The sequence below is a fragment of the Streptomyces sp. NPDC050738 genome (genome assembly GCF_040654175.1).
Classification (GTDB): domain Bacteria; phylum Actinomycetota; class Actinomycetes; order Streptomycetales; family Streptomycetaceae; genus Streptomyces.
Map to the genome: position 1 here is coordinate 302306 of NZ_JBFAHN010000001.1, position 26808 is coordinate 329113.

The following is a 26808-nucleotide window of genomic DNA, read 5'->3' on the forward strand; positions in this document are numbered from 1 at the left end:
TCAGTTCCCGGACCCGTCGCCCGACGGGGCCACGGGCCAAGAGCTGTCGTCGGCGCCGTTGGTGGACGCGCCGATCGACGGCCACGAGCTGTCGGCGCGAACATCACTCTTCGCGTTGGAGAGGCCACCCAGAGCCCCGAAGGCCAGTAGGGCTGCGAAAGCGGCGGCAGGCGCCAGGCGAAGCAGTTTCTTACCCATAGTCGACTTCGTCCTCACTTGAAGGTCCCCTTCCCCCGCTCACTGAGTAAGACGATGGCTTATTCAGGCACGTCATGGCCACACAATCGATGCATCATGTTCCTGCACCTGCAGGACCCTGGGGGGTGGAGATTTCACAATGAATCAGGCCAAAGCGATACATCCCCATGCAGCAACCGATCTGTGCGACGAGGGCAGTCGGCTCTACGCGCACGCCCTGCGCACCGGTCGGGTCGCCCGCGTGGACGTGAAATCTGCCCCCTGCCTGCTGGATTCCGCCCTTTTGCACGCCGACCCCGCCGACCCGAACTGGCTCTGCCCGGTCCCGCCGTCGGTCGCCCTCGCGCGACGGCTCAACCCCATAGAACGTGAAATCACGGAGCGCAGGCGGTTGTCCATCCAACTGGCCGATGCTTTCGAGCCTTTCATGAACCTCAGCGCACAGGACGCGGCCTCCGCCCACTCCATCACCGTCCTCGAAGGCAGCGAACGGATCAACGCGGCGCTCAACCTGTCCACGATCCAGTGCCAGACGGAAATGCTCACCGTCCAGCCGAGCTTCCACATCTCCGAACGCAGCCTCCTGCTGGGCCTGGAGCGCGACCGGCCGCTGATCGAGCGCGGCGTGCGCATACGGACGCTCTACCAGCACACCGCCCGGTACAACCCGAAGAAGCTGGCCTACGTCGACCAGCTCTCCAACGGCAAGGTCGAGTACCGCACGATCGACGAGCTCGTCGAGCGGCTCGTCATCTGCGACGAGACGGTCGCCTTCATCGCCGTACGCGAAGACCAGCAGGTCGCGCTCGAAGTCCGCCACCCGAGCCTTGTCCGCTACCTCATCAAGGTCTTCGAGTTCATGTGGGGCCGCGCGGTCCCCCTGAGCGCCGGCGCCCCCTACGAGACCGCCCCCGACGGCATCACCGACATCCAGCACTCCATCGCCAAGCTCCTCATCGAGGGGCACGTCGACGAGGCGATAGCGCGCCGGCTGGGCATGAACGTACGGACCTGCCGCGCCCACATCGCCAAACTCGCCGCGGTGCTGGGCAGCGGCAGCCGCGCCCAACTCGGCTATCTCATCGCCCAGTCCGGAATCCTGGCGCAGGAGAGCGGCTCCTGATTTCGTGATGGATCCGTAACGGCCTTCACACCCTCATCACATCTGACACCCCGTACGCTCCTGAATCCCCCTCCCCCCACCTCAGAGGGAACTTCAGCACCACCGCTACCGGGGAGATCCATGTCCACCGACACCCACACCCAGGCGCCCGCGGGCAAGAGCTCCAGCCCCGTCGGGGTCTGGCTGCTCACGCTCATCACGTTCGGCATCTACTGGATGGTCTGGTACTACAAGGTCAACAAGCAGGTGAAGGAGATCGACCCGACGATCGAGGTCAGCCCGGGCAAGGCCCTGCTCGCCGTGACGCTCGGCTCCATCCTGATCGTCCCGCCGTTCGTCTCCGTCGCGAGGACCGGCTCCCGCATCGCCCAGGCGCAGGGCGCGGCCGGTGTCACCTCCGACTGCTCCGGTGGCGTCGGTGTGCTGCTCCTCTTCGTCTTCGGCCTGATGCCGCTGTACTACCAGGGCAAGCTCAACACCATCTGGGACGCCCGCGTCTGAGCCCGGCAGCCGTCATCCCCTCGGCGGGGCCGCCAGCCCCGTCTCGTACGCGATGATCACGAGCTGGACGCGGTCACGTGCGTCCAGCTTCGTGAACAGCCTCGCCACGTGCGACTTCGTCGTGGCGACGGTGATGTGCAGCCGGGCGGCGATCTCCTGGTTCGACAGACCGCGGCCCACCAGACCGAGCACCTCGCGCTCGCGCTCCGTGATGGCCGCCAACTCCCGTACGGGTGGCGCCGGTTCGGGACGTGAGGCGAATTCGCCGATCAGGCGTCGCGTGACGCTCGGGGCGATCAGGGCATCACCCGCGGCGACCACCCGGATCGCTCCGATGATCTCCTCCAGGGCCATGTCCTTGACCAGGAAGCCGGAGGCTCCGGCGCGCAGGGCCGCATAGACGTACTCGTCGTCGTCGAAGGTCGTCAGGACCAGGACGTGCGGACGCGCGCCCGCCGCCGTGATCCGCCGGGTGGCCTCGATGCCGTCCATGCCGGGCATACGGATGTCCATCATCACGACGTCCGGGGCGAGCGACGCCGCCAGTTCGACCGCTTCCGCGCCGGTGCCCGCCTCGCCTGCCACCTCGATCCCCGCGGTGTCGTTGATCAGCACGCGCAGGCCGGAACGGACCAGGGGCTGGTCGTCGGCGAGGACGATACGGATGGGCAGGGGAATGGGCGCGGTCGCCGTCATCGGGCCGCCTCCGTCCCGGCGGGCAGCGGCAGCCGTACGGCCACCCGGAAGCCGCCCTCGGCACGGGGGCCCGCCGTGAACTCCCCCGCCAGCAGCGCCACTCGCTCGCGCATACCGATCAGGCCGAAGCCGCCAGCGGCCACGAGGCCTCCCTTTCCTTCGTCGACGACCGCGAGGGCCAGGGCTTCCGGATCGCGCACGTCTATCGTCACGCGGCACTCCTGGGTGCCCGCGTGCCGTACGACATTGGTCAGCGCCTCCTGGACGATGCGGAACGCGGCCAGGTCGATGTCGGCGGGCAGCCGGTGCCGCTCGCCCTGCCAGTCGACGGCCGCGCGCACCCCCGCGTCCCGCGTGGAGGCGACCAGCCGGTCCAGTTCCGCGAGGCCGGGGGTGGGGTCGAGCGGGGCGGTGTCCGTACCGGAGTCCGTACGGCGCAGGGCGCCCAGCGTGCGGCGCAGGCCCGCCAGGGTCTCGCGGCTGGTGGTCTCGATGGTGGTGAGCGCGTTGCGGGCCTCGGCCGGCTGGGTGTCGATGACCCGGCTGCCGACCCCCGCCTGGATGGCGATCACCCCGATGCTGTGCGCGATCATGTCGTGCAACTCCCTTGCGATACGCAGCCGTTCGTCGGTGACCGCCTGTACCGCCGACCGCGATGCCAGTTCCGCCGCGTGCTCGCGGCGCTCGCGGAAGGAGTTCCCGAGCAGCCAGGCGGCGAGGACCGCGAGTGCGGGAATCGCGGCAGAGCTCAGGCCGATCGGAACGTACGCGGTGTCGAAGATCTGCACGAGCAGGGTGAGCACGGCGGCCACCGCCCCGTTCTGCCGCGGCCTGGTCGCCACGATGTAGCCGACGACGGAGACGTCCACGAACAGCAGGAGGTAGGTGACCGGCCACGAGGGGTGCGAAGCCGCCGCGACGGCCGACCCGAGGAGCAGGAACACCAGCGCGGCCAGCGGCCTGCGCCGCAGCAGCCCGAGGCACAGGGCCGTGAGGGCGCCCGCCGCGAGCGCCACCACGCCGTCGGCCCGCTCGTGCGGGCTCGGTGGCACCACGACGAGCATGAGCGGCGCGCAGAGGAGCGCCCCGCACCAGGACAGCGCGGTCCGTATGCGGCCCAGCTCCCCGCGTCTCATCACCATGGTGCGACAGTAACCCTCTGGCCTGCGGCGGGACATGAGCCCGAGGGCGTACGACCGGGGGCTGACGAGGCGTCGTACCGTGGAGTTGATCGTGAACACACCAACCACGGGGGCTCCATGACCGACGTACCGCACCAACGCCTCGACGTATCGGGGCCGGTGAGCCAGGTGGGCATCACCTCGGGCCCTTCGCCGACCCCGTCGCCGGGCCTCACCCCGCCCCCGTCCCCGCCGGGCGGCGGCGGGAGCGGTGACGACACACCGTCACCCACGCCGTCCCCCTCCCCCAACCCTTCGCCCACGCCCAGGCCGGAGTGGGAGGTGGACCCCGACCTGTGGGTGGACCCCAACTGGCTGCGGCACAGGGCGTCCGACTGCGACCAGGTGGCCGAGGCGCTCGCCCGGCTGATCGGTCCGGCGGCGGACGCGGCGAAGGCGCTCGGATGGTCGGCCAAGGGATGGGACTTCGCGTCCAGCATCGACGAGATGCAGGGCCGCTGGGAGGACATCAACCAGCTGATACGCGACCGGCTGCACCGCGGCGCGGACAACTTCCGTGTCTGCGCGGACGCGTACGACGACCTCGAGACCACCAACGCCGCGTACTTCCGCGGCTGAAGAGGACAGGGACAGCAACCTCATGGTGACGTTCAACCGGCTCATCGAACTCGATGTCGCGGGCCTGGAGAAGTTCGCGCAGCTCTGGGAGCAGATACACCGGGTGGTGGCCGACGCCCAGGACGGCTTCGGCGACCAGGTCCTGAAGCCGCTGCGGGAGGAGACCTGGAAGGGGGAGGGCGGGGATGCGGCCGAGGCGTACTGCGGCCGCGTGCACATGGACCTCGGAGCGCTCGACCAGGAGGTCAAGGCGCTGCGGAAGTTCATCGACGAGGAGGCGGACGGGGCCGCGGGAAGCACCGGCGGGGTCAAGGGACTTGCGGGGCACCAGAAGGCGGCCCTGGAGCTGCGGCGGCAGGGGCAGGAGAAGGGCATCACCATCAACGACGACGGCTCGGTCGCCTGGTCGTCGCTCACCGACCCCTCCGATCCCGAGTCGGTGCGGGTGGCCGACGACCGCGCGAAGACCGCCCACTCCATCGAGGAGCAGGCCAAGGCCCTGCTGAAGAAGGCGGCCGCGGACGACGAGTGGCTGACGCTGAGCCTCAAGGTGATCTTCGGTACGACGGACAACTTCGAGACCGAGAACCGCGCCTTCGACAGCCAGGACGCCACCGCCCACGACCGCAAGGTCCACAACCAGCTCAACAACATGGGCGCGGCTCTCAACGCCAAGGGCATGGTCAACGCGGCGGGTCTGGTGCAGCACTATCTCGACGGCAGCGGAAAGACCGTCGAGGTCGAGCCGCAGCAGATGATGAAGGACATCCCGGCCTTCCAGAAGGATGTCGACAAGACCCTCGACTCCGATGTGCGCAAGCGTCCGGACGGTCCCTTCACCACCGAGTGGCAGTCGACCGCGCCCGACCCGGCGGACGGCGACAAGAGCATGGACTGGTACTACGCGCTCAACCACATGCAGTACCGCACGGTCGGCGAGAAGCACGGGGACACGATCACGTACCACGTCGAGGTGCAGAAGCGGTACGACTGGGGCACCCCGAGCGAGCACCGGCGCACCCAGCACTCGGGGCTTCCCAAGCCCTTCAACACCGACCTTGAGCAGGCGGACATCGCCCACCTCAACACCGTCGGCACCGCACGGGACTTCGATGTCGTGGGCAGCTCGGACGAGATGACGACGACGGCATGAGCAAGCGCCACACCGGACGTCACCTGGGGCGTCGTACGGAATCCGGGTCCGATCCGCGCCCGGAGGTGCACGCGTCCCGCCGTACGGCCACGGCCAAGAAGGCCGCCCTGTGGGTGATGATGCTGTCCTGCAGCGCCTTCATCCTCTGGGCCGTGTACGCCGCCGTCGTGGGCTGGAACAGCCTCGACGACCCGCCCCCGGACGAGGACCACCTCTGCTCGGGCCAGTCCCGCACCTGCGAGCCCTGACCTCAACCTCAACCGGCCGGTTCCCAGACCGAGTTGTCGTGGGCGAAGAGCACGCGGCGCGGGTCGAGCGCGGCGATACGGTCCAGCCAGCCGGGATACCCGGGCAGCTGGCCCGCCACCCCCTCCAGGGCGGCACGGCGGGCCAGCTGGGCCGAGGCGAAGTGCGAGGCGAAGTCGTGGGCCTGCCCGGCGAGCACCACCGTGCCGTCGGGGGCGCGTACCGCGAGGGACTGGTGGCCCGCGGTGTGGCCGGGGGTCGGGAGGATCAGGACACCCGGCAGGATCTCGGCTTCGCCGTCGAGCTCCTCGTACAACACCCCGCGAAACTCGACCAGTTGGCCGGCGGTGTACTCCCCGAGCCGGGCCGTGGCCAGCTCCTCGCGCTGGACGAACACGGGGGTGGCGGGGAAGAGCGGGTTGGCGCCGCAGTGGTCGAAGTGGAGGTGGCAGTTGACGACCTGGGTGATGTCCGCGACGTCCACGCCGGCTGTCGCCAGGGCCTCCTGAAGAGGTCTGCGGTGCGGGCGGTAGTGGGCTTCTGCCTCCGGGCCGGCGTCCCCGATCCCCGTGTCGAAGAGCAGGAGGCCGTCCTCGTGCCGTACGAGATATGCCAGGACCGGCTCGACGCGCGGCTCCCCGCTTCCCGTTTCGGAAGCGGGGCGTACGAAGTACCCCAGATCCAGCCGGCGTACAGGGGGTGGTTCGCTGAAGGTCACCATCCGCCCCATACTGCCAACCGGCCCCGCCCGCCTACCAGGTGGCGCCCGCGACCTGCCGGGTCGTGGCGTTGAGCCGGTTGAAGAGGTTCGTCAGGCCGATCATCAGGATGATCGCGGCGAGCTCGTCCTCGGTGAAGTGGTCGGCGGCCGCGTCCCAGACGTCGTCGGGAACGCCCGCACTGTCTGCCAGTCGGGTCGCGGACTCGGCCAGCTCCAGGGCCGCGCGCTCGGCGTCGCTGAAGTACGGGGCCTCGCGCCAGACGGCGACCGCGTGCAGCTGGTCCTCGGTCACCCCGGCCTTCTTGGCGCCGGGAATACCTCCGACGACGCAGGCGCTGCATCCGTTGATCTGGGAGACGCGCATGTGCACGAGCTCCATCACGACCCCGGATCCCGCGCTCTTCTCGATCGCCTTCACCAGGTCCAGGATGGCGGTCATCGCGCCGGGAACGACCTGGGCCGGGTTCGTCATTCGTGCCTTCATGATCGGTACTCCTTCGTAAGCTTTCCGAACAGTCTGTTTTCGTCCGTACACAGCACTGACGGATCGCGACGGGGGAATGTGACAGTGGACGAGAAGAATCTTCTGGCCGAGCGCTTCGAGGAGAACCGCACCCATCTCAGGGCGGTCGCCTACCGCATGCTCGGCTCGGTCGCCGAGGCCGAGGACGCGGTCCAGGAGTCGTGGTTCAGGGCCGAGCGCACCGACCTCTCCGCCGTGCAGAACCTCGGCGGCTGGCTCACGACGGTCGTCGGCCGCGTCTGCCTGGACATGCTGCGTACGCGCAAGGCCCGCCGCGAGGACCTCCTGGACACCCACATCCCCGACCCTGCGTCGGTCAGCCGCCTCGATCCGGCGCACACGGCGGTCGTCGACCCGGAGCAGGAGGTCATCCAGGCGGACGCGGTCGGCCTGGCGCTCCTCGTGGTCCTGGACACCCTGCCGGCGGCCGAGCGGCTCGCCTTCGTACTCCACGACATGTTCGCCGTCCCCTTCGACGACATCGCCGCCATCGTGGACCGCACCCCGGCCACCACCCGTCAGCTCGCCAGCCGCGCCCGCCGCAAGGTGGAGGGCTCGGCGCCGGTCCCCGAGCCGGACCAGGCGCTCCAGCGCGAGGTCGTCGAGGCGTTCATGGCGGCCGCCCGCGACGGGGACTTCGAGGCGCTGGTCTCGGTCCTGGACCCGGACATCGTCTTCCGGGTGGACGCCGGTGCGGGTGCCCTGTCCCGTCTCGTACGGGGAGCGACCGCCGTGGCGAGCGGTGCCGTCACCTTCTCGCGCAACGCGCCGTACTCGCGCCTGGTCCTCATCAACGGCGAGGTCGGTCTCTTCGCGACGGTCAAGGGCCGTCCGAGCGCGCTCATGGCGTTCACGGTGTCCGGCGGCAAGGTCGTCCAGATCAACCTCGTCGCGGACCCGGAGCGCCTCGCGGCGATCGCCGCGTCACTCCCCGCCGACTGAGCTCAACGCGCCACCGCCGTACGGTCTCCCGCCGCACGGAACGTCTGCCGGTACGCCATCGGGGACACCCCGATGGCCGCCACCAGATGCTGGCGCATCGAGGCCGCCGTACCGAAGCCTGACTCGTCCGCCACCCGGTCGACGCCCAGGTCCGTCGTCTCCAGGAGGCGGCGGGCCCGCTCCACCCGCTGCTGGGTGAGCCACTGGCCGGGGGTCATGCCGACCTCTTCGCGGAACCGGCGCGTGAAGGTACGGACGGACATGCGCGCGTGTGCCGCCAATTCGCCCAGGGCGATGGGGCGTTGGAGCTCGCCGAGTGCCCAGGCCCGGGTCGCCGTCGTCGTCGCGGCGGCCGGTTCGGGCAGCGGGCGTTCGATGTACTGGGCCTGGCCGCCCTCGCGCCACGGCGGTACGACACAGAGCCTGGCCACCCGGTTCGCGACCTCCGAGCCGTGGTCGCGGCGCAGCAGGTGCATGCAGAGGTCGACGCCCGCGGCGACGCCGGCCGCCGTCAGGACGTCGCCGTCGTCGATGAACAGGACGCCGGCGTCGACCTTCACCTGGGGGAAGGCGCGCTGGAAGTGGGGCGCCTCGTTCCAGTGGGTGGTCGCCGGGCGTCCGTCGAGCAGACCCGCGGCGGCCAGGACGTACGACGCCGTGCAGATCGAGACGGTGCGCGCACCCGGACGCAGGCCCGCCAGGGCCGCCGCGACCGGTGCGGGGAGCCAGTCGCGCTCCTCGTCGCCGATGCCGCACTCGAAGGGCGGGATCACCAGGGTGTCCGCGGTCGCGATCGCTTCGGCGCCGTGCTCGACGTTGATCGTGAAGTCGGCGCTGGTGCGGACCGGGGCTCCGTCGACGCTGCAGGTGATCACCTCGTACAGCGGAGAGCCGTCCGGGGCCTCCGCCGTACCGAAGATCCTTACCGGGATGGACAGTTCGAAGGGATAGACACCTTCGAGGGCGAGGACGACGACGCGGTGCGGTGAGCTGGCCATGGCCAGATCCTTCCACACTGTGGCCATCCGGCCACTCGAATGTGCGTGTCCGTTCGTCCAGGCTGATCCACATGACCACCACACAGACCGCCCCCACCATGAACGCCATCCGCCAGGAGACCCTGGGCGGCCCCGAAGTCCTGCGCCTCGTCGAGGTGGAGCGCCCCGCACCCGGCCCCTCCGAGGTCCTGGTCCGCGTCCACGCGGCCGGCGTCAACCCGACCGACTGGTGGCACCGGGCCACCGGCGGGCTGACGGGTGGTGCGCCCGTGCCGCTCGGCTGGGACGTCTCGGGGACGGTGGAGGAAGTCGGCCTCGGCGTCAGCACGTTCACGGTGGGCGACGAGGTGTACGGCATGCCGCTGCTGCCCCGGGCCGCGGGCGCCTACGCGGAGTTCGTCGTCTCCCCCGCCCGCCACCTCGCCCGCAAGCCCGCCGGGATCTCCCATGTGGAGGCCGCCGCCCTGCCCGTCGTGGCGCTCACCGCCTGGCAGACGCTGGTGGACGCGGCCGACGTACAGCCGGGGCAGCGCGTCCTGATCCACGCGGCGGCGGGCGGCGTCGGACACGTCGCCGTGCAGATCGCGAAGGCGCGCGGGGCGTACGTCATCGGCACCGCCCGCGCCGCCAAGCACGACTTCGTGCGCGCGCTCGGCGCCGACGAGGTGATCGACTACACGCGGACGCGGTTCGAGACCGCCGTCGCCGACATCGACATCGTGCTGGACGCGATCGGCGGGGAGTACGGCCCGCGCTCCCTCGAAACGCTGCGCCCCGGCGGCCTCGTGCTCTCGATCGCGTCACCGGCGGAGGTCGAACTGGCCCCGGTGGCCGCCCGTTCGGGCAAGCGCGCCGTCTTCACGATCGTCGAGCCCGACCACGCCGGCCTCGACGAGATCACCGCGCTCGTCGAGGCGGGCAGCCTCCGCGTCGCGATCGACACGGTGCTGCCGCTCGCGCAGGCGGCGAAGGCGCATGAGATCGGCGAGTCGGGCCGTACGACAGGCAAGATCGTCCTCACGGTGGCCTGAGCGTGCGGGCTACTTCCGCAGGCCGATCTCCGTGCAGTCCGTCGCGAACTTCGCCGTGCAGATCTGCTTGACCGTGTAGATGCCGTCGGCGACCACGGTGGTCTTGACGTTGGCCTTCGTCAGGGTGACCACGGGGATCATCCGGTAGAGGACGCCCTTCTTCGTGGGGCTGTCGATCGTGTCGGCGGCGAGTGCCTCGAACTCGAAGTTCCGGCCCTGCGCCTTGAGCACGGCCATCTCGGCGGCGGCGGACGCCTCGTCCGGATACGGCTTGTAGACGGTCATGTACTGCTCGCCCGAGATGACCCGCTGCACGCCCGCGAGTTCCGCGTCCTGGCCGGTGACCGGCGGGATCTCGTCGACGCCCGCGTCCTTCAGGGCGTTGATCACGGCGCCCGCCAGGCCATCGTTGGCGGCGTACACGGCATCGATGTCATGCGCACCGACGAGGGCGATCGCCTTCTTCATGTTGGCCGCGGCGTTCTCCGCCTTCCAGTCCTTGGTGTCGTACGACTTCACGATCTGGACGCTGCCCTGGAGTTCGGAGAGGGCGCCCTGCTTGAACTGGGCCGCGTTCGGGTCGGAGGGCGAGCCGTTCATCATCACGACCTTGCTGCTGGACGCATGGGAGCCCAGCGCCTTCAGGATCGCCCCGCCCTGCGCCTCGCCGACCAGCTCGTTGTCGAACGAGACGTACGCGTCGATCGGCCCCTCGGCCAGCCGGTCGTACGCGATGACGGGGATGCCCGCGTCCTGGGCCGCCTTCACGCCGCTCGCGATGGACTTGGAGTTCACCGCGTCGAGCAGGATCGCGTCGACCTTGTCGTCGATCATGCGCTGGAGCTGGCTCTTCTGCTTCTTCTCGTCCGACGCGGCGTTGGCGTACTCGACCTTCCCCTGGCCGTCGGTCAGCTTCGCGACCTGCTTCTTGATGATGGGGTAGTCGAACTTCTCGTAACGCGAGTTCTCCGTCTCCGGAAGGAGCAGACCCACCGTGACATCGTTTCCCTTCGTGGGACCGGCCGTGCCCTTGCCGCCGTCACCGAACGCGTCGATGGCCGAGCAGGCGGACAGGGAGAGGGCCGCCGCCGAGGAGACCAGGGCTATGGCCGTACGACGCAGACGGACATGGTGGTTCTGAGGGGTGTTACGGGTGTTCACAACACGTGCCTTCCGGACAAGGGCGCAGCGCTGCGACCCAGGTGGCTGAAAGCCAACGCCGCCTTCACGCCACCGTCAAGAGGCAGCCACTTAACGAGACAGAAAAGAACATTCCGTGCTTCCCGTGTGACGACGGCGCCGAGTGGAACCTCCCGCTCCGCCCGCTCTCACCGTGCGCGCTGCCGCACCCACGGAGTGACCTGCGCCTTCCCGGTGTTGCCCAGGTCGATGAGCTCGCCGGAACTCACGGTCTGCGCCGCGTCCCCGGCCGCCGGGGCGATCCGCAGATAGCGGCCGACGGTGGCGGTCACGGTCGCATCCGTCACCGTGTTCCGCCAGACCACCGACGACGAGGCGCTCTCACCGGAGAGCAGGGTGACGGGGGCGGGCTTCTTCTCGTACGGCGAAGGCGTCGCGGCCGGGGTGACCGGCTTGCGGTCCGCGTCCAGGATGCGCAGGTCCGGGTAGCCGTTCAGGGCGAGCGGACGGCCACCGCAGTTGGTGAGCGTGAATCCCATGGCACGCAATCCCATCGCGGCGTTCACCCGCTCCGGCGTGATGACCAGCCCCTGCTTCCCCGTGCAGTCGACGCCCGCCGCACCTGGCGAGGTGTCCCTGGAGGCCTGCGGAAGCGTGGGCTTCCCGTCGGGACCCGTCGGCAGCGGATCGGCATGCACCCGGAAGTCCGTGGCCGAGGCCGAGGGACGCCCACCCGATTCGTCCGCCGTCGGCACCCCTTCGCCGGGGGGTGTACAGGCCGTCGCCCCTGCCGCGGTGAGCACCGCGAGAGCGGCGAGGGCGGGCACGGACCGCCGTATCGAAATCATCACGCCCCCGATCATTCCATTGCCGCCCCTCCACCCCCATGAAAAGATCACCTCCGGCGCTCCCCCCACACCCTGGTGCCACAGAGACCAGCCGAGAGCAGCCCTCCCTCTATGACCATGCGTCTGCGCACCGCCCTGCTGACGGCGGGCGTCACCGTCGCCGGCGGACTCGCACTGCCGGCTGCCGCCGAGGCCGCGACCGTGACGTGCAAGCCGAACTACTTCACGCGGACCTTCTACGCGAACACGAGCCTCTCCGGCACCCCGAAGAAGACCGACTGCGACGACGCGATCAACCAGAACTACGGCTCGGGCTCGCCCCTTTCGGGCATCGCGAAGGACAACTGGTCCATGCGCTGGTCCCTGTCGCGCGACTTCGGCTCCGGCGGCCCCTTCGCCTTCACGGCCGAGTCGCAGGACGGGATCCGGGTCTACCTCGACGGTGTACGCAAGATCGACCTCTGGAAGAACGTCTCGACGACCCAGAGGAAGACGCTCAACCTCACGATCCCCAAGGGCAAGCACACCCTCCGCATCGACTTCGCAGCCTGGACGGGCAACGCGAACGTCAAGTTCACCTACGCGCCCAGGACTTCGGCGACGTACGACACGACGGCGCCGCTCACCCCGGCGGGCATCAAGGCGGTGTACAGCACCACCACCCGCAAGGCGACGGTCAGTTGGGCCAAGAGCCCGGAGATGGACCTCGCGGGCTACCGCGTGTACCGCCGTCTCCAGGGCACGACGACGTACACGAGGGTCGCGCAGACCACCGCCACCTCGTACGCCGACGCCACACCCGCCACCGGCCAGGTCTTCTACTACGAGGCCCGCGCCTACGACAAAGCCGGCCGCGAATCCACCGGCACCGCGGACCTGCCCGTCGCCACCGTCGACAAGACCGCGCCCGACCGGGTGCTCGGCCTGTCCGCGCTGGGCACGACCGCCGGCAACTCCCTCACCTGGCGGGCCTCCTCGACGGACGTCCATCACTACGAGGTCTGGGCGGCGCCCTCCGGACAGCCTGATCCTGACGGGCCCGCGCTCGTCCTCGGCACGTCCTACGCGGACACCGTCGCCGACGCCGGGACGGCCTACACGTACACCGTGCACGCGATCGACGGCGCGGGGAACATCTCCCCGGTCTCCGACCCCGTGACCGTCACACGCCCCGGGGCATCCACCGCACCCGCCCCGTCCGCGGTACAGGGCGAGCCCGTCGACGCGCTCACCCACCTCGTCTGGACGCCGGCGGCGGACCCCGACACGGCGGTCACCGGCTTCCGCGTCTATCGCCGGACCAGCGCCACGGGCGCCTGGACCCTCCTGGGCAGTGCCGGGGCATCGGACACGTCGTACGACGACCGCTCCGCCCCGCAGGGCAGTGCGTACTACTACGTCGCCGCCGTCGACCAGCAGGGGGCCGAGTCCGTGCCCTCCCCCGCGGCCACCGTCGACCGCCTCACCCCGGCCACCGCGACCGGGCCGCTCCCGCCGCGGCTGACGCTGGTCTCGTCGGGGACCACCCGTTCGCCGATCACCGTCACGGTCAAGCCCGGTGCAGGCGACGAGAAGCGGTTGCTGCGCGGGTACGCCTGGAACATCTCCGGTGCCTGCGGCGACAGTGGGCTCGGTGGGATGGCGACGACGTCCACCATCACCTGGACTCCCCCGTACAACGGTCCCTGCATGATCTCCGTCTTCGCCGTGGACGTCTATGGGCGCAGCGGCGCGCAGGGCAGCGGGCTGGAGTTCATGGTCAACCGCTGAGCGATACGCGAAAGGGCCGGAGAGTCGAGAGACTCTCCGGCCCTTTCCGCGTGCATGACGCACGGTGATCCGCGCTAATCCTTGGGCCTCTTGGGCCGCCACACCACCAGCGCGCTCGCCTGCTGCACGTCCTGGTACGGGACCAGGTCCCGCCTGTAGGACGCGTGCACCTGCGCCTCGCGCTGCTGCATCGCCGCCGCCGCACCCTCGACGGCGGAGGACAGTTCGGCCACCCTCGCCTGCAGGGCCGCGACCTGGTTCTCCAGCTCGATGATGCGCTTGATGCCCGCCAGGTTGATGCCCTCGTCCTGCGACAACTGCTGCACGGCGCGCAGCAGTTCGATGTCGCGGGCCGAATAGCGCCGGCCCCGCCCGGCCGTGCGGCCGGGGGAGACCAGGCCGAGACGGTCGTACTGGCGGAGGGTCTGCGGGTGCAGACCCGAGAGCTGAGCGGCGACCGAGATGACGTACACCGGTGACTCGTCGGTCAGTTCATAGGGGTTGCGTCGTCGGCCGTCCATCTCATGCTCCCTTCGCGGCCTCGAACAGCTCCGCCCGCGGATCGGTATCCGCGGTCGCCTCGCGGTACGACTCCAGCGCTTCGCGCGCCTTGTCGTCCAGCTCGGCGGGTACGGCGACCTCGACGGTGACCAGCAGGTCCCCGCGGGTGCCGTCCTTGCGTACGGCGCCCTTGCCGCGGGCGCGCATCGTGCGCCCGTTGGGGGTGCCGGCCGGGAGTTTCAGCGTGACCGGGGGGCCGCCCAGCGTGGGGACCTTGATCTCGCCGCCGAGCGCCGCCTCCGTGAAGGTGACGGGCACCGTGACAGTGAGGTTGTCGCCCTTGCGGCCGAAGACCGGGTGGGAGTCGACATGGACGACGACGTACAAGTCGCCCGCCGGGCCGCCCCGTTCACCCGGAGTGCCCTTGCCGCGCAGCCGGATCCGCTGGTTGTCGGTGACACCGGCGGGGATGCGGACCTGCATCGTACGAGACGACTTGGCGCGGCCCGAGCCCTTGCAGACGTCGCAGGGGTTCTCGGCGATGAGGCCGCGGCCCTTGCAGTCCACGCACGGGTCGGTGAGCGAGAAGCCGCCGCCGGAGCCGCGCGAGACCTGGCCGGTGCCGACGCAGGTCGGGCACACGCGGGGTGTGCCGTTCTTGTCGCCGGTGCCCGAACACGCCTTGCAGGGAGCCTGCGAGGACATCCGGAGCGGGACCGTCGCCCCGTCCACCGCCTCGGTGAAGCTGAGCGTCACCTCGGACTCGATGTCCTGGCCGCGGCGCGGCTGGACCCGCTGGCCCGTACCCGCGCCGCCCCGGTTGAAGAGGCCCCCGAACACGTCCCCGAGTCCGCCGCCGAAGCCGCCCGCGCCCTGGCCCTGCCCCTGTCCGGCCCCGCCCTGGGCGCCTCCGAAGAGGTCGCCCAGGTCGAAGTTGAAGGAGCCGCCGCCGGCGCCCGGGCCGGGCCTGAACCCGCCGTTGCCGAAGAGAGCACGCGCTTCGTCGTACTCCTTGCGCTTCTTGGGGTCCCCGAGGATGTCGTTCGCCTCGGAGATCTCCTTGAAGCGGTCTTCCGCCTCGGCATTGCCCTTGTTGGCGTCCGGGTGGAACTCGCGGGCGAGCTTCCGGTACGCCTTCTTGATCTCGGCCTCGGTGGCGTCCTTCGGGACGCCGAGGACCTTGTAGTAGTCCTTCTCAACGAAGTCCTTGGTACTCATCAGCGACGTCCCTCCTTCCGGTCGACCGATACCGCTGTGCTGTCAGCCCTCTTCGGGGCCATTGGTGTCCTCGTCGGACGACGCGGACGCCGCTTCGTCCTTGGCCGGAGAACCCGGCTGGGGCTCCGCCACCGCGACGCGCGCGGGACGGATGGTGCGCTCCCCGAAGCGATACCCCGGCTGCAGGATCGCGACGCACGTCGTCTCGGTGACGTCGGGCGCGTACGAGTGCATCAGGGCTTCGTGGATCGTCGGGTCGAAGGGCTCGCCCTCCTTGCCGAACTGCTGGAGGCCCATCTTGGCGATGACCGTCTCCAGCGACTCGGCGACCGACTTGAAGCCGCCCACCAGCTCGCCGTGTTCACGGGCGCGGCCGATGTCGTCGAGGGTCGGAAGGAGCTCGGACAGGAGCGTCGCGACAGCGAGCTCCTTGACCGTGACCCGGTCCCGCTCCACACGGCGGCGGTAGTTCTGGTACTCCGCCTGCAGTCGCTGGAGGTCCGCGGTGCGCTCGTTGAGCGCGGTACGCACCTGGTCCAGCTGGGCAGTCAGAGCGATGTCCTGTGCTGCGTCCCCGGCCGGGGCCGCCGGGCCCGACTCCTTCTCCGCGTTCACGGAGTCGGTGTCGGACTCGGCAGCGTTCGGCTCGGCGTCCGAGGGGTTGGCGCCGGAGGGGACGTCGGGCTTCTCGTCGAAGCCCGGAGTCTCCTCGGTCATGCGGCGCCACCCTTGCCGAAGTCGGGCTTCTCGTCGTCCACGATCTCGGCGTCGACGACGTCGTCCGCGGCGTCGGCGGCCTGCTCGGCGCCCGGGGCGTCACCGGCAGCGGCGGCACCCTGGTCGGCGTTGGCGTACATCGCCTGGCCGAGCTTCTGCGAGACGGCGGCGACCTTCTCGGTGGCCGTACGGATCTCGGCGGTGTCCTCACCCTTGAGCTTCTCCTTCAGCTCGGTGAGGGCCTCCTCGACCTCGGTCTTGACGTCGCCCGGGACCTTGTCCGCGTTGTCCGCGATGAACTTCTCGGTCTGGTAGACGAGCTGCTCGCCCTGGTTACGGGACTCGGCGGCCTCGCGGCGCTTGTGGTCCTCGTCCGCGTACTGCTCGGCCTCTTCGCGCATCCGGTTGACCTCGTCCTTCGGCAGCGAGGAGCCACCGGTGACGGTCATCTTCTGCTCCTTGCCCGTGCCGAGGTCCTTGGCCGTGACGTGCATGATGCCGTTGGCGTCGATGTCGAAGGCGACCTCGATCTGCGGGACACCGCGCGGGGCCGGCGGCAGACCGGTCAGCTCGAACATCCCGAGCTTCTTGTTGTACGCCGCGATCTCGCGCTCGCCCTGGTAGACCTGGATCTGGACGGACGGCTGGTTGTCCTCGGCCGTCGTGAAGATCTCGGAACGCTTGGTCGGGATCGTGGTGTTGCGCTCGATGAGCTTGGTCATGATCCCTCCCTTGGTCTCGATACCGAGGGACAGCGGGGTCACGTCGAGGAGCAGGACGTCCTTGACCTCACCCTTGAGCACACCGGCCTGAAGGGCTGCGCCGATGGCGACGACCTCGTCCGGGTTGACGCCCTTGTTGGCGTCCTGGCCACCGGTGAGCTCCTTGACGAGCTCGGCGACGGCCGGCATACGGGTCGAGCCACCGACGAGAACGACGTGGTCGATCTCGCTGAGCGCGATGCCCGCGTCCTTGATGACGTTGTGGAACGGCGACTTGCACCGGTCCAGAAGGTCGGCCGTGAGCTGCTGGAACTGGGCGCGCGTGAGCTTCTCGTCCAGGTGCAGCGGGCCCTCGGCGGACGCCGTGATGTAGGGCAGGTTGATCGTCGTCTCGGTGGACGAGGACAGCTCGATCTTCGCCTTCTCCGCGGCCTCGCGGAGACGCTGGAGAGCCATCTTGTCCTTGGCGAGGTCCACGCCGTGACCGTTGGCGAACTGCTTCACCAGGTAGTCGACGACGCGCTGGTCCCAGTCGTCACCACCGAGGTGGTTGTCACCGTTGGTGGCCTTCACCTCGACGACGCCGTCACCGATCTCCAGGAGGGACACGTCGAAGGTGCCGCCACCGAGGTCGAAGACGAGGATCGTCTGGTCGTCCTTGTCGAGGCCGTACGCCAGGGCTGCGGCGGTCGGCTCGTTGACGATGCGCAGGACGTTGAGGCCCGCGATCTCGCCGGCCTCCTTCGTCGCCTGGCGCTCCGAGTCGTTGAAGTACGCCGGGACGGTGATGACCGCGTCGGCCACCTTCTCGCCCAGGTACGCCTCGGCGTCGCGCTTGAGCTTCTGCAGGATGAAGGCGCTCATCTGCTGCGGGTTGAAGCTCTTGCCGTCGAGGTCGATCTTCCAGTCGGTGCCCATGTGGCGCTTGACGGAACGGATCGTCCTGTCGACGTTCGTGACTGCCTGGCGCTTGGCGACCTCGCCGACGAGCACCTCGCCGTTCTTGGCGAAGGCGACGACGGACGGCGTGGTCCTGGCGCCCTCTGCGTTGGTGATGACGGTGGGCTCGCCGCCTTCAAGAACACTGACGACGGAGTTAGTGGTGCCCAGGTCGATGCCGACCGCACGTGCCATGGTGAATCCTCCAACAGACTGACTTGAGTGGAACTGACTCAAGGATGCATGAGAGATCCCAGCGCGTCAACAGAGCTGAGTCGACCCCACTCAACTTTTATCCACGCCTTATGCGCAACTAGTCATTCCCCCTGGTCAGGAGGGTGGCCACCTCGCCGGTCAGCTGGTCGAGGTCCTCGGCGCAGGCCTGGAGGACGTCGTACGGCTGCCCCCACGGATCGGTGATCCCGTCCACCGACGCCGGCACGGGCGCCACCGCGCCCCGCTGCCCCGCGTCCCCGCCGAGCCTCAGGAACTCCTTCAACGTGAAGCACCGCCGCAGCGACACGGGCGAGAGCCGTACCGCCGCCTCGCGGTGCTCGCGCTCCATCCCGAGTACGAGGTCCGCCCCGGCCACCATCGCCGCGGTCAGCCTGCGCGAGGTGAACTCCCCGCCTTCACCGCCCAGTTGACGGAGAACAGACCGGGTGGCGGGATCCATTCCCACCCGCTCGTCGGCCTCGGTGCCCGCGCTGTGCACCCGGGCCCCGGGCAGCTTCGGCGCGAGCAGGCGCTCGGCGAGGACGGAGCGGTGCATGTTGCCCGTACAGACAAAGAGAACGGTCAGTTCGCGGTCACGGTCTTCAGCCATGCGTACGTCTCCTCGATGCCGTCGCGCAGGGAGATCTCCGGCTTCCAGCCGAGAGCGCTGATGCGGGTCACATCGAGCAGTTTGCGCGGGGTGCCGTCCGGCTTGGTGGTGTCCCAGGTGATGGTCCCGCGATAGCCCACGACCCCGGCGACCAGGGAGGCGAGCTCGCTCAGGGCCAGGTCCTCGCCGGTGCCGACGTTGACCGGGTCGTCGCCGTCGTACTGCTCCAGTAGGAAGAGGCAGGCCCGTGCCAGGTCGTCGGTGTGCAGGAACTCGCGGCGCGGGGTGCCGCTGCCCCAGTGGGTGATCGACGGCGCCCCGCCCAGGTGCGCCTCGTGGGTGCGGCGGAGCATCGCCGGGAGGACGTGCGAGGTGCGCGGGTCGAGGTTGTCGTGCGGGCCGTAGAGGTTGGTGGGCATCGCGGAGATGTACGGGAGGCCGTACTGGCGGCGCAGCGCCTGGATGTGCAGGATGCCGGCGATCTTGGCAATGGCGTACGCGTCGTTGGTGGGCTCCAGCGCACCCGTGAGCAGCGCCGATTCGGGGATCGGCTGGGGGGCGTGCTTGGGGTAGATGCAGCTGGAGCCGAGGAGGAGGAGCCGCTCGACGCCGTACTCGCGGGCCGCGTCCAGGACGTTCAGCTGGATGCGGAGGTTGTCGGAGAGGAAGTCGACGGGGCGCGCGGCGTTGGCCGCGATGCCGCCGACGCGGGCGGCCGCGAGGATCACGACGGCCGGGCGCTCGGCGGCGTACAGGGCGCGGACCGCGTCGCGGTCGCGCAGGTCGAGCTCGGCGGAGGTGCGCAGGAGCAGGTCGGTGAAGCCCTCGCGCCCCAGCTCCCGTACGACGGCCGAGCCGACCAGGCCGCGGTGGCCCGCGACATGGACGCGGGCGTGGCGGTCCAGTGGGCGGCGGGTCACTTCGCCTCCTCCTGGACGGACTCCGCGCGCGGGCGCGGCGGGGTGGCGAGCTGCTGGTCGGCCGTGGGGTCGCCGTAGCCGTAGCCGTATCCGGCGCGCTTGGAGAGCGGCGCCATGGAGAAGACCGTCCCCAGCGTGCGCCCGCCGACCGTGCGCAGGGCGTCGGCCGCGGCATTGACCCGGTCGCGGGGCGTCTTTCCCGCCCGTACGACCAGGATCGCGCCCTGGGCGAGCGGCGCGAGGCCCACGGTGTCGGCGACGGGCAGGAGCGGGGCGGTGTCGACGATGACGATCTCGTAGAGGTCGGCGAGTTCGCGCAGGATCTCGCCCATCCGCTCCGAGGCGAGCAGCTCGGTGGGGTTGGGCGGGATCGGCCCGCTGGTCAGTACGGCGAGACGCCCTGCGGCCTGCTGCATGACGTCCTCGGCCCGCGCCTGGCCGATGAGCACGCTGGTCAGCCCCGCGTCCTGGACGAGCCCGAAGGTGCGGGCCACGCACGGCCGCCGCAGGTCGGCGTCGACCAGACAGACGGAGGTGCCGGTCTCGGCGATCGAGAGCGCCAGGCCGGTGGCCGTGCTGGTCTTGCCCTCGCCCGGCAGCGAGCTGGTGACGACGACGACCCGGGGCCTGTCGTCGCCCTGGGCGAACTGCGCGAACTGCAGATTGGTCCGCAGGTGGCGGAAGGCCTCGGCGCGCGCGGTGTGCCCGGTGACGACCGCGGTCAGCGGCAGGCCGTCGTCCTGCTTCTCGTACGGAATCGATCCGAGCGGTGCCAGACCCGTGCTCTCGGCCAGCGCGTCGGCCGACTTGAAGGTGGTGTCGAGGATCTCGCGCAGCAGCGCGGTCCCGGCGCCGAGCAGCAGCCCGGCGAGCAGCCCGGCGGCGAGGTTGAGGCCGGGGCGCGGGCTGACGGGGGTGGTGGGGACGGCGGCGGTCTGGGTGACGCCGAGTTTCACCGCCGACTTCTCCGAGCCGTCCGGGGTCTCGAGCCGCTCCACGACGTCGGCGAAGCGCACGGCCACCGCGTCCGCGGTCTCGGCGGCCCGTCGGGGGTCGGTGTCGCCGACGGTGATGTCGATGAGGACGGTGCCCAGCGGCGCCTCCGCGGTGATGCGGCCCGCCAGCTGCTCGGGGGTCGCGTCGAGGTGGAGGGCGTTGACGACGGGGGCGGTGACCTGACGGCTCGTCACGATCGCGGCGTACGACTGGACGCGTGCCAGCGAGAAGCTGCTGCCCTGCTGGAGCTGGGCGGTGTCGTTGCCCGGTCCGTCGCCGCCGCCGCCCGCGCGGGCCGAGACGAAGAGCTGGACCTGCGCCTGGTAGACGGGCGTGGTCATGGCGGTGGCCGCCCACCCGGCGGCGACGCCGAGCAGGACACAGGCGACGACGGCGGGCCAGCTGCGGGCCAGCGCTCGCAGAATGCTCCGGAGTTCCAAGCTGTGCACCTCATCGGGTCGTTCGGGGGAGCGCGCCCGGCCAGGCTAGACACATATATGGCATTTGTCCGGCAATGATGAAGCGCTCGTCGAGCCGAGGAGTCCCGCGTGGAACCACCCCAGATCGCCGTACTGATGACCAGCCACAACCGGCGCGAGAAGACCCTCTCCGCGCTCACCGCCCTGGCCGCGCAGCGCGGCACCTCGGCGGTGGTCCGCACCCACCTCGTCGACGCGGGCAGCGGCGACGGCACGGCGGGGGCGGTCCGCGCGGCGCACCCCGGCGTCGACGTCATGGAGACGGGCCCACACGTCTACTGGGGCCACGGCATGCGCCTGGCCAGCCGCAACAGCAGGATGTCGGGCTCCCCGCACTGGGACCACCAACTCTGGCTCAACGACGACGTGGTGCTCGACGCGGACGCCGTCGCCGTCCTCCTGGACACGGCGGCCGAGGTCGGCGGGGACGCGGTGATCGTGGGCGCGACGAGGGCCCACGGCTCCCCCGCCACCACCTACTCCGGCCGCACGGGCCGCACCCTCGCCCTGGTCGAGCCGACCGGCCGGCCCGAGCCCTGCGACACGTACAACGGAAACGTCGTCCTGGTCCCCCGCTCGGTGCGCGACCGCATCGGCGACATCGACAAGGTCTTCCGCCACGGCATGGGCGACTACGACCACGGCCACCGCGCCCGCCGCGCCGGCATCCCCGCCTACGTCACCCCGCGCCACATCGGCACCTGCGACCGCAACCCCCCGCTGACCGGCTCCCGCGAGCCGGGCATCGGCGTACGCGAGGCGCTGCGCCGCGTCACCTCGCAGCGCGAACTGCCGCCGCGCCAGTGGTGGGTGTACTGCGCGCGGCACACCGGGGTGCGGGCGCCGGTGCTGATGCTCTCGCCGTACGTGAAGACGGCGGCGCGGGCGGCGGTGGGGCGGTGACGACCCTGCCGCCGCCCGGCCCTGCCCGGACCGGGAGCGTGCGGGCCCGGAGCGTGCGGGCAGCGCCCGGGTACGGCGCGGCGGTCGCGGTCGCCGGGGCCGGGGCCGCGCGGGCCGGTACGTCCGGAGCCGGTGTCCGTATCGGCGTCGCGCTGCTGTGGGCCGTCGGGCTCGGGACCACCGCCGTCGCACCGCTCTTTCCGCACTTCACGGCGACGACCACCGACGCGGATCTCGCCGCGCCCCTGCTCGGCAGCGGCGCGCTGGCCCTCTCCCAGGGGGTGCTCCTGCTGGTCGCCGGTCTCGCGGCCGTCGCCGTGCTGCTCCGGCTGGGCACGCGGGCCACCGACGGGACGGTGGGCGCGCTGCCCGGCAGGCATCTCGCCCTGGCGGCCGCCGCGTTCGCGCTGGGCCCCGTCCTGTCCGGGCTGTTCGGGCGGCACGGCGGGCTGGTCGTCACGGCCGCCTTCGCCCCGCTGCTCTTCGCCGCGCTCCACCTCTCCCCCCGGCTGCCCTTCGCCCGCGTACTGCGCATCCTGCGCGTCGTGCTGCGCTGTTACGTGTGGGGCAGCCTGATCGCCGCTGTCACCGCCCCGGCCTGGGCCTTCCTCCAGCCCGTCGCCGGGGCCCGTAGCCGCGACTATCTCGGCCTGGAATGGGGGCAGTTGATGGGCCTGTCGCCCAACCCCAACCTGCTGGGCCCGCTCGCCGCCGCCGCATTCCTCCTCGAAGTCGCCCCCGTGGCCCGGGGACGCGCCTGGCCGGTGCACGCGGCGACCGCCCTGACCGCCGTCGTGCTGACCCAGTCCCGTACCGCCTGGCTCTGCGCGGGCACCGTCCTTCTCCTGCACACCGCCTGGCGCCGGGTCCCCGCCCGTGCCCTGCTCGCCCTCCTGGCGGCAGGCGCCGCCGGCCTGCTGCTCCTGACGACGGCCCCCGCACAGACCGCACTCGCCCAGGCCGCCACCGGCCGCGACTACGCCCAGCTGAACGGCCGCACCCGCGCCTGGTCCCTCGCCTACGCGGAGTTCGCGCGCGACCCGCTCCTCGGCTACGGGCCCGGCCTCTTCGGCCCCGCCCACCGCCGGACCCTGTTCGGCACCGCCGACTCTTGGATCGGCCAGGCGCACAACCAGCTGATGCAGACCCTCGGCGACTCGGGCCTGATCGGTCTCACCGGCCTCCTCCTGCTGCTCACCGCCCTCGTGGTGCAGGCCCGCCGCACCTCGCCGGCCACCCGCGGCCTGTCCACGGCGCTGGTCGCGCTGCTCCTCGTGCACTGCACCTCGGAGTCCCCGCTGCGTGGTCTCGGGGGGCTCTCGGCCACGGTCCTGCTGCTCACCGTCGTGTGGTGCGTACTGCTCCACGGCTCAACCCCCGCCCCTCCGGACCAGGAGTCACCATGCCCGCCACCCGCACAGCGCTGATCACCGGCATCACCGGCCAGGACGGCTCGTACCTGGCCGAACTCCTGCTCTCCAAGGGCTACGTGGTGCACGGCCTGATGCGCCGCTCCTCCACCTTCTCCACCACCCGCATCGACCACCTCTACCAGGACCCGCACGACCCGGACGCCCGCCTCCACCTGCACTACGGGGACCTCGCCGACGGCTCGCGCATCGCCACGCTCCTGGAGCGCATCCAGCCCGACGAGGTCTACCACCTGGCCGCCCAGTCGCACGTCCGCGTCTCTTTCGACGAGCCCGAATTCACCGGTACGACAACGGGGTTGGGCACCACCCGCCTCCTCGAAGCCATCCGCATGACCGGCCTGCCCTGCCGCTTCTACCAGGCGTCCAGCTCCGAGATGTTCGGCACGAGCGCCCCGCCCCAGGACGAGCGGACCCCCTTCCACCCCCGCTCCCCGTACGCCGCCGCCAAGGTCTACGCGTACTGGATCACCCGCAACTACCGTGAGGCGTACGGCATTCACGCCGTCAACGGCATCCTCTTCAACCACGAGTCCCCGCGCCGCGGCGAGACCTTCGTGACCCGCAAGATCGCCCGCGCGGCCGCCCGGATCGCGCGCGGCGAGCAGGAGTTCCTGCACCTGGGCAATCTGGAGGCGCGCCGCGACTGGGGGTACGCGCCCGAGTACGTCGACGCGATGTGGCGCATGCTCCAGACCGCCACCCCCGACGACTACGTGGTCGCCACCGGCACCAGCTGCAGCGTCCGCGACTTCCTCACCTTCTGCTTCGAGCGCGCGGGCCTGGACTGGGAACGCCATGTCCGGTTCGACGAGCGGTACTTGAGGCCCTCCGAGGTCCCCGACCTGATCGGCGACGCGTCGAAGGCGGACCGCGAGCTGGGCTGGCGCCCGACCGTCCTCGCCCCGGAACTGGCCCGCATCATGACGGACGCGGAGCTCCACGCGGAGGCGGAGGCGGTCCGGTGACCCCGCCGCTCGTCCTGCAGCTCTCCAACGACCGCGCCGCGGGCCCCCGTCCGAGCTTCGGCCCCGCCTTCGCCGCGCTCGCCGCCGCGGGCGAGCTCCGCCACACCGCCGCCGTGCCCCTCGCCCTGCTCCCGATGGGCCGCGAACCGGCGCTGCGCGCCCTGACCCGTATCGCCGCGGCCACCCGCCCCGACGTCGTCCTCGTCCAGTCGCCCGGCTCCTTCCCCTGGCTGCCCGACGACGTCGCGGCCCTCCTGCGCGCCGCGGGATCCCCGCACGTCGTGCTCTGGGAGGGCGATGCCTGGGGCGGCCGCAAACCGCTGCCGGCCGGCACCGCGGCCTGGCTGGCGCACGCGGACGCGGCGTTCAGCGTGGCGCTCGGCGAGCAGGCCGCCCTGTTCGCCCGGCACACGCGCGCCCCCGTGCGCTACATCCCGAACACCGTCCCCGGCCATCTGTGCACGGACGCACCCGTGCCGGACCTGGAGTCCGCGGCGTACGACACCGTGCACATCGGCGGCAGTTACGTACGCCTCGGCCTCTTCGAGCGCGTCGACGACGCCCGCGACCGCAGGCGCGCGGTCGCGGCGGTGCGCAGGCTGCGCGGGGTACGGACCGCGGTGTACGGCGCGGGCTGGCGCGGTGCCGGGGCGCTGGGCCCGCTCCCCTTCGACCGGCAGGTGCACACCATCCGCACCGCACGCCTCTCCTTCAACTGGGACCACTTCCGCCGCCACCCCGGCTTCTTCTCCAACCGGCTCCCGATCAGCCTGTACGCGGGCCGGGTCCACGTCACCTCCCGCGTCCTGGACGCGCCGTGGCTGCCGGGCCCGGAGCACGGCCTGCACCAAGTCGCGACCCCGGGTGAACTCGCGTCACGCACAAGGGAGTTGCTCTCCTCAGATCCCGGCCAACTGCACCGTGCGGGACTGGCGGCCAGGGAGTGGGTCCAGGACCGCCTCACCAACGAGAACGCCCTGCGCCACATGCTCACCGGCCCGCTCGGCATCCCCGCCCCGCCAGCCGACCCCTGGCACCACTTCGCCGACGCCCCGGCAGCCCGCGTATGACCGTCACCGCCGGCACGGCCGCCCCCCGCCACACCGTCCTGCACGGCCTCACCTGGAATTACGCGGGCTCCGCCGCCGCCATGGCCGTCCAGCTCGGCTGCACCGCGATCACCGCACGCCTCCTCGACCCCGCCGCCTTCGGTGCGTACGCCGCCGCCAGCAGCGTCACCGTCCTGCTCGGCTATCTGGCCAACTCGGGCCCCGCCACCTGCGTCCTGCGCGCCGAGCGCCTCACCGCACCCCTCCTGCGCTCCACCCTCGCCCTGGCCGCGCTCGCGGGCCTGGCCTGCTGCCTGGCGGCCCAGCTCGCGGTCCCCGTGCTCAACTCCCTCTGGAACAGCCCCCAGACGGCAGGCATGCTGCAGATCCTGGCCCTCCAGTTCCTGGTGCAGCCCGCGGCCCTGGTCGCGGTCGCCGCCCTGCGCAGAGCCGGCCTCCCCGGTGCGGCCGTCCGCGCCGAACTGGGCGGCCAGATCGGCGGCTCCGCGCTCGGCCTCTCGCTGCTGCTCGCCGGCTGGACCCCGTACGCGATCGCCGCTGTGCTCCCGCTCGGCGCCGCCCTCACCGCACTGGCGGCGGCCCGCCCGCTCCGGCGCGCCCAACTGCCGCCCGGCGAAGGGGTGTCCACGCGCGAACTCCTCGCCACGTCGACCTTCTTCACCGGCTACGGCCTGGTCCAGTCGGCCACCAACAACGCCCCGCTCTGGCTGGCCGCCACCACCCTCGGCGCCACCGCCACCGGCCACTACTCGCGCGCGGCCCTCCTCACCGGCATCCCGCTGACCGTCCTCGCCCAGGGCCTGAACCGGGCGGTCACCCCCACCCTGGCCGCCGCGCGTGTTCCTCCACAGGCTGTGTACGACGTCCTCTGCGCAGCCTCCGCCGCCGGCCTCATCGGCCTCGGCGCCCTGGCAGGGGCGGGCCCCGCCCTCCTGCTGCTCCTCCTGGGCCCCGCCTGGACCCAGGCCGCGCAGCTCGTGCCCGTACTGGCGGCCGGGGCGGCCTGCGCGATGCTCTGCTCCACCGGCAACTCCGTCGACACCGTACGGAAGGACACCGGCGCCCTCCTGCGTACGCAGCTCACCGCGATCGCCGCGGCCGCCGCCACCCTGGCGGCGGCCTGGACTCGCGCCGACCTCGCCCTGATCGCGGCGGCCACGCTCACGGCCCCCCTGGCGGGCCACGCGCTCCAACTCGCCCACTGGCACAGGACGCGCACGGTCGCGGTCGGCCGGCTCCTCGGAGCGCACGCGGTGCACGCGGCGCTGGGGACAGCCCTGGCGGTGGTGGCGCGGCTGGCCACGCACGGCCGTCTCACCTCTGCGGCGGCCCTCCTGATCTCGGTCGGTGCGCTCTGTACGCACTTCCGCGACCACGTCCCCCTCCTGGCGATGGCACGCACCCGACGCGCCCGGCCCGGAGCCCCGACAGGAACCCACTCCCACCCCCACCCCCACCCGTGAGGAACC

28 protein-coding genes are annotated in these 26808 nt (G+C 71.1%); 13 read left to right on the forward strand and 15 right to left on the reverse strand.

All coding sequences use genetic code 11. From position 1 onward, the window contains the following. Positions 1 to 198: a hypothetical protein gene (locus tag AB0H78_RS01375; protein WP_363232122.1), complete on the reverse strand. Its 198-nt coding sequence runs from the start codon at positions 196 to 198 to the stop codon at positions 1 to 3. A 139-nt stretch (positions 199 to 337) separates the two neighbouring features. On the opposite strand from AB0H78_RS01375, the gene AB0H78_RS01380 reads away from it, so the two are divergent. Further along, positions 338 to 1321, forward strand: a complete 984-nt coding sequence (locus AB0H78_RS01380) for a helix-turn-helix transcriptional regulator (RefSeq protein ID WP_363232123.1) — start codon at positions 338 to 340, stop codon at positions 1319 to 1321. 120 nt (positions 1322 to 1441) lie between these two features. Continuing rightward, positions 1442 to 1822 carry a DUF4234 domain-containing protein gene (locus AB0H78_RS01385; RefSeq protein WP_363232124.1) on the forward strand — a complete coding sequence of 127 codons (381 nt, stop codon included), beginning with the start codon at positions 1442 to 1444 and terminating at the stop codon, positions 1820 to 1822. A gap of 12 nt (positions 1823 to 1834) precedes the next feature. Here AB0H78_RS01385 and AB0H78_RS01390 read toward each other — a convergent pair whose 3' ends face one another. Both AB0H78_RS01390 and AB0H78_RS01395 read right to left on the reverse strand, forming a co-directional pair. Beyond that, positions 1835 to 2518 (reverse strand): response regulator transcription factor, encoded by a 684-nt coding sequence (locus AB0H78_RS01390; RefSeq protein ID WP_363232126.1) that lies wholly within the window; start codon positions 2516 to 2518, stop codon positions 1835 to 1837. After that, positions 2515 to 3660 carry a histidine kinase gene (locus AB0H78_RS01395; protein WP_363232127.1) on the reverse strand — a complete coding sequence of 382 codons (1146 nt, stop codon included), beginning with the start codon at positions 3658 to 3660 and terminating at the stop codon, positions 2515 to 2517. The genes AB0H78_RS01390 and AB0H78_RS01395 overlap by 4 nt, the downstream gene beginning before the upstream one ends. Positions 3661 to 3777: 117 nt before the next feature. Between AB0H78_RS01395 and AB0H78_RS01400 the strand changes: the two genes are divergently transcribed. From AB0H78_RS01400 to AB0H78_RS01410, 3 genes are read left to right on the forward strand one after another with little or no spacing between them, the layout of a single operon-like run. Further along, positions 3778 to 4278, forward strand: a complete 501-nt coding sequence (locus AB0H78_RS01400; RefSeq protein ID WP_363232128.1) for a hypothetical protein — start codon at positions 3778 to 3780, stop codon at positions 4276 to 4278. Positions 4279 to 4300: 22 nt separating this feature from the next. Then, on the forward strand, positions 4301 to 5431 hold the full coding sequence (locus AB0H78_RS01405) for a hypothetical protein (RefSeq protein WP_363232129.1): 1131 nt from the start codon (positions 4301 to 4303) through the stop codon (positions 5429 to 5431). Then, a complete protein-coding gene (locus tag AB0H78_RS01410; protein WP_363232130.1) occupies positions 5428 to 5679 on the forward strand; it encodes a hypothetical protein in 252 nt (83 codons plus the stop codon). The genes AB0H78_RS01405 and AB0H78_RS01410 overlap by 4 nt, the downstream gene beginning before the upstream one ends. Before the next feature lie 8 nt (positions 5680 to 5687). Here the strand turns inward: AB0H78_RS01410 and AB0H78_RS01415 are convergent, their stop codons facing one another. Together AB0H78_RS01415 and AB0H78_RS01420 are read right to left on the reverse strand one after the other, a co-directional pair. Next, positions 5688 to 6398 (reverse strand): N-acyl homoserine lactonase family protein, encoded by a 711-nt coding sequence (locus AB0H78_RS01415; RefSeq protein WP_363232131.1) that lies wholly within the window; start codon positions 6396 to 6398, stop codon positions 5688 to 5690. Between the two features lie 31 nt (positions 6399 to 6429). After that, positions 6430 to 6882 (reverse strand): carboxymuconolactone decarboxylase family protein, encoded by a 453-nt coding sequence (locus tag AB0H78_RS01420; protein ID WP_363232132.1) that lies wholly within the window; start codon positions 6880 to 6882, stop codon positions 6430 to 6432. Positions 6883 to 6966: 84 nt separating this feature from the next. Here AB0H78_RS01420 and AB0H78_RS01425 point away from each other — a divergent pair, with 84 nt between their 5' ends. After that, positions 6967 to 7863 (forward strand): sigma-70 family RNA polymerase sigma factor, encoded by an 897-nt coding sequence (locus tag AB0H78_RS01425; protein ID WP_363232133.1) that lies wholly within the window; start codon positions 6967 to 6969, stop codon positions 7861 to 7863. Positions 7864 to 7865: 2 nt separating this feature from the next. Here AB0H78_RS01425 and AB0H78_RS01430 read toward each other — a convergent pair whose 3' ends face one another. Then, a complete protein-coding gene (locus tag AB0H78_RS01430) occupies positions 7866 to 8861 on the reverse strand; it encodes a helix-turn-helix domain-containing protein (protein ID WP_363232134.1) in 996 nt (331 codons plus the stop codon). A gap of 71 nt (positions 8862 to 8932) precedes the next feature. On the opposite strand from AB0H78_RS01430, the gene AB0H78_RS01435 reads away from it, so the two are divergent. After that, entirely contained in the window at positions 8933 to 9892 is a 960-nt protein-coding gene (locus AB0H78_RS01435) for an NADP-dependent oxidoreductase (protein ID WP_363232135.1), read from the forward strand. 9 nt (positions 9893 to 9901) lie between these two features. Here AB0H78_RS01435 and AB0H78_RS01440 read toward each other — a convergent pair whose 3' ends face one another. Together AB0H78_RS01440 and AB0H78_RS01445 are read right to left on the reverse strand one after the other, a co-directional pair. Beyond that, on the reverse strand, positions 9902 to 11053 hold the full coding sequence (locus tag AB0H78_RS01440; RefSeq protein WP_363232136.1) for a substrate-binding domain-containing protein: 1152 nt from the start codon (positions 11051 to 11053) through the stop codon (positions 9902 to 9904). Positions 11054 to 11220: 167 nt separating this feature from the next. Next, a complete protein-coding gene (locus AB0H78_RS01445) occupies positions 11221 to 11880 on the reverse strand; it encodes a DUF4232 domain-containing protein (RefSeq protein ID WP_363232690.1) in 660 nt (219 codons plus the stop codon). A gap of 111 nt (positions 11881 to 11991) precedes the next feature. Here AB0H78_RS01445 and AB0H78_RS01450 point away from each other — a divergent pair, with 111 nt between their 5' ends. Continuing rightward, on the forward strand, positions 11992 to 13650 hold the full coding sequence (locus AB0H78_RS01450) for a PA14 domain-containing protein (RefSeq protein WP_363232137.1): 1659 nt from the start codon (positions 11992 to 11994) through the stop codon (positions 13648 to 13650). Between the two features lie 74 nt (positions 13651 to 13724). Here AB0H78_RS01450 and AB0H78_RS01455 read toward each other — a convergent pair whose 3' ends face one another. The 7 genes from AB0H78_RS01455 to AB0H78_RS01485 form a co-directional block, all read right to left on the reverse strand. Continuing rightward, positions 13725 to 14171, reverse strand: coding sequence for a helix-turn-helix domain-containing protein (locus AB0H78_RS01455; RefSeq protein WP_363232138.1), 447 nt, complete (start codon positions 14169 to 14171; stop codon positions 13725 to 13727). 1 nt (position 14172) lies between these two features. Beyond that, a complete protein-coding gene (gene dnaJ / locus AB0H78_RS01460; RefSeq protein WP_363232139.1) occupies positions 14173 to 15369 on the reverse strand; it encodes a molecular chaperone DnaJ in 1197 nt (398 codons plus the stop codon). Between the two features lie 42 nt (positions 15370 to 15411). Then, positions 15412 to 16086 (reverse strand): nucleotide exchange factor GrpE, encoded by a 675-nt coding sequence (gene grpE / locus AB0H78_RS01465; protein ID WP_363232140.1) that lies wholly within the window; start codon positions 16084 to 16086, stop codon positions 15412 to 15414. After that, a complete protein-coding gene (gene dnaK, locus AB0H78_RS01470; protein ID WP_363232141.1) occupies positions 16083 to 17942 on the reverse strand; it encodes a molecular chaperone DnaK in 1860 nt (619 codons plus the stop codon). Before dnaK ends, grpE begins: the two co-directional genes overlap by 4 nt. Positions 17943 to 18060: 118 nt before the next feature. Then, on the reverse strand, positions 18061 to 18573 hold the full coding sequence (locus tag AB0H78_RS01475) for a hypothetical protein (RefSeq protein WP_363232142.1): 513 nt from the start codon (positions 18571 to 18573) through the stop codon (positions 18061 to 18063). Beyond that, positions 18546 to 19493: a GDP-L-fucose synthase gene (locus AB0H78_RS01480; RefSeq protein WP_363232143.1), complete on the reverse strand. Its 948-nt coding sequence runs from the start codon at positions 19491 to 19493 to the stop codon at positions 18546 to 18548. The genes AB0H78_RS01475 and AB0H78_RS01480 overlap by 28 nt, the downstream gene beginning before the upstream one ends. Continuing rightward, positions 19490 to 20929: a polysaccharide biosynthesis tyrosine autokinase gene (locus AB0H78_RS01485; RefSeq protein ID WP_363232144.1), complete on the reverse strand. Its 1440-nt coding sequence runs from the start codon at positions 20927 to 20929 to the stop codon at positions 19490 to 19492. Before AB0H78_RS01485 ends, AB0H78_RS01480 begins: the two co-directional genes overlap by 4 nt. Positions 20930 to 21064: 135 nt before the next feature. Between AB0H78_RS01485 and AB0H78_RS01490 the strand changes: the two genes are divergently transcribed. From AB0H78_RS01490 to AB0H78_RS01510, 5 genes are read left to right on the forward strand one after another with little or no spacing between them, the layout of a single operon-like run. Then, on the forward strand, positions 21065 to 21871 hold the full coding sequence (locus AB0H78_RS01490; RefSeq protein WP_363232691.1) for a glycosyltransferase family 2 protein: 807 nt from the start codon (positions 21065 to 21067) through the stop codon (positions 21869 to 21871). After that, positions 21868 to 23298 carry an O-antigen ligase family protein gene (locus AB0H78_RS01495; protein ID WP_363232145.1) on the forward strand — a complete coding sequence of 477 codons (1431 nt, stop codon included), beginning with the start codon at positions 21868 to 21870 and terminating at the stop codon, positions 23296 to 23298. Before AB0H78_RS01490 ends, AB0H78_RS01495 begins: the two co-directional genes overlap by 4 nt. Next, complete coding sequence (gene gmd / locus AB0H78_RS01500; protein ID WP_363232146.1) at positions 23274 to 24269, forward strand: GDP-mannose 4,6-dehydratase; 996 nt, start codon at positions 23274 to 23276, stop codon at positions 24267 to 24269. Before AB0H78_RS01495 ends, gmd begins: the two co-directional genes overlap by 25 nt. Next, positions 24266 to 25339, forward strand: a complete 1074-nt coding sequence (locus AB0H78_RS01505) for a hypothetical protein (protein ID WP_363232147.1) — start codon at positions 24266 to 24268, stop codon at positions 25337 to 25339. Before gmd ends, AB0H78_RS01505 begins: the two co-directional genes overlap by 4 nt. Next, positions 25336 to 26802 (forward strand): oligosaccharide flippase family protein, encoded by a 1467-nt coding sequence (locus AB0H78_RS01510; protein WP_363232148.1) that lies wholly within the window; start codon positions 25336 to 25338, stop codon positions 26800 to 26802. The genes AB0H78_RS01505 and AB0H78_RS01510 overlap by 4 nt, the downstream gene beginning before the upstream one ends. Positions 26803 to 26808 lie beyond the last annotated feature (6 nt).

Bases quoted from the DNA above. Each gene is read 5' to 3' on its own strand.
- AB0H78_RS01375 (WP_363232122.1), bottom strand. From the start codon at position 198: ATGGGTAAGAAACTGCTTCGCCTGGCGCCTGCCGCCGCTTTCGCAGCC.
- AB0H78_RS01380 (WP_363232123.1), top strand. From the start codon at position 338: ATGAATCAGGCCAAAGCGATACATCCCCATGCAGCAACCGATCTGTGC.
- AB0H78_RS01385 (WP_363232124.1), top strand. From the start codon at position 1,442: ATGTCCACCGACACCCACACCCAGGCGCCCGCGGGCAAGAGCTCCAGC.
- AB0H78_RS01390 (WP_363232126.1), bottom strand. From the start codon at position 2,518: ATGACGGCGACCGCGCCCATTCCCCTGCCCATCCGTATCGTCCTCGCC.
- AB0H78_RS01395 (WP_363232127.1), bottom strand. From the start codon at position 3,660: ATGGTGATGAGACGCGGGGAGCTGGGCCGCATACGGACCGCGCTGTCC.
- AB0H78_RS01400 (WP_363232128.1), top strand. From the start codon at position 3,778: ATGACCGACGTACCGCACCAACGCCTCGACGTATCGGGGCCGGTGAGC.
- AB0H78_RS01405 (WP_363232129.1), top strand. From the start codon at position 4,301: ATGGTGACGTTCAACCGGCTCATCGAACTCGATGTCGCGGGCCTGGAG.
- AB0H78_RS01410 (WP_363232130.1), top strand. From the start codon at position 5,428: ATGAGCAAGCGCCACACCGGACGTCACCTGGGGCGTCGTACGGAATCC.
- AB0H78_RS01415 (WP_363232131.1), bottom strand. From the start codon at position 6,398: ATGGTGACCTTCAGCGAACCACCCCCTGTACGCCGGCTGGATCTGGGG.
- AB0H78_RS01420 (WP_363232132.1), bottom strand. From the start codon at position 6,882: ATGAAGGCACGAATGACGAACCCGGCCCAGGTCGTTCCCGGCGCGATG.
- AB0H78_RS01430 (WP_363232134.1), bottom strand. From the start codon at position 8,861: ATGGCCAGCTCACCGCACCGCGTCGTCGTCCTCGCCCTCGAAGGTGTC.
- AB0H78_RS01435 (WP_363232135.1), top strand. From the start codon at position 8,933: ATGACCACCACACAGACCGCCCCCACCATGAACGCCATCCGCCAGGAG.
- AB0H78_RS01445 (WP_363232690.1), bottom strand. From the start codon at position 11,880: ATGATTTCGATACGGCGGTCCGTGCCCGCCCTCGCCGCTCTCGCGGTG.
- AB0H78_RS01450 (WP_363232137.1), top strand. From the start codon at position 11,992: ATGACCATGCGTCTGCGCACCGCCCTGCTGACGGCGGGCGTCACCGTC.
- AB0H78_RS01455 (WP_363232138.1), bottom strand. From the start codon at position 14,171: ATGGACGGCCGACGACGCAACCCCTATGAACTGACCGACGAGTCACCG.
- dnaJ (WP_363232139.1), bottom strand. From the start codon at position 15,369: ATGAGTACCAAGGACTTCGTTGAGAAGGACTACTACAAGGTCCTCGGC.
- grpE (WP_363232140.1), bottom strand. From the start codon at position 16,086: ATGACCGAGGAGACTCCGGGCTTCGACGAGAAGCCCGACGTCCCCTCC.
- dnaK (WP_363232141.1), bottom strand. From the start codon at position 17,942: ATGGCACGTGCGGTCGGCATCGACCTGGGCACCACTAACTCCGTCGTC.
- AB0H78_RS01475 (WP_363232142.1), bottom strand. From the start codon at position 18,573: ATGGCTGAAGACCGTGACCGCGAACTGACCGTTCTCTTTGTCTGTACG.
- AB0H78_RS01490 (WP_363232691.1), top strand. From the start codon at position 21,065: ATGACCAGCCACAACCGGCGCGAGAAGACCCTCTCCGCGCTCACCGCC.
- gmd (WP_363232146.1), top strand. From the start codon at position 23,274: ATGCCCGCCACCCGCACAGCGCTGATCACCGGCATCACCGGCCAGGAC.
- AB0H78_RS01510 (WP_363232148.1), top strand. From the start codon at position 25,336: ATGACCGTCACCGCCGGCACGGCCGCCCCCCGCCACACCGTCCTGCAC.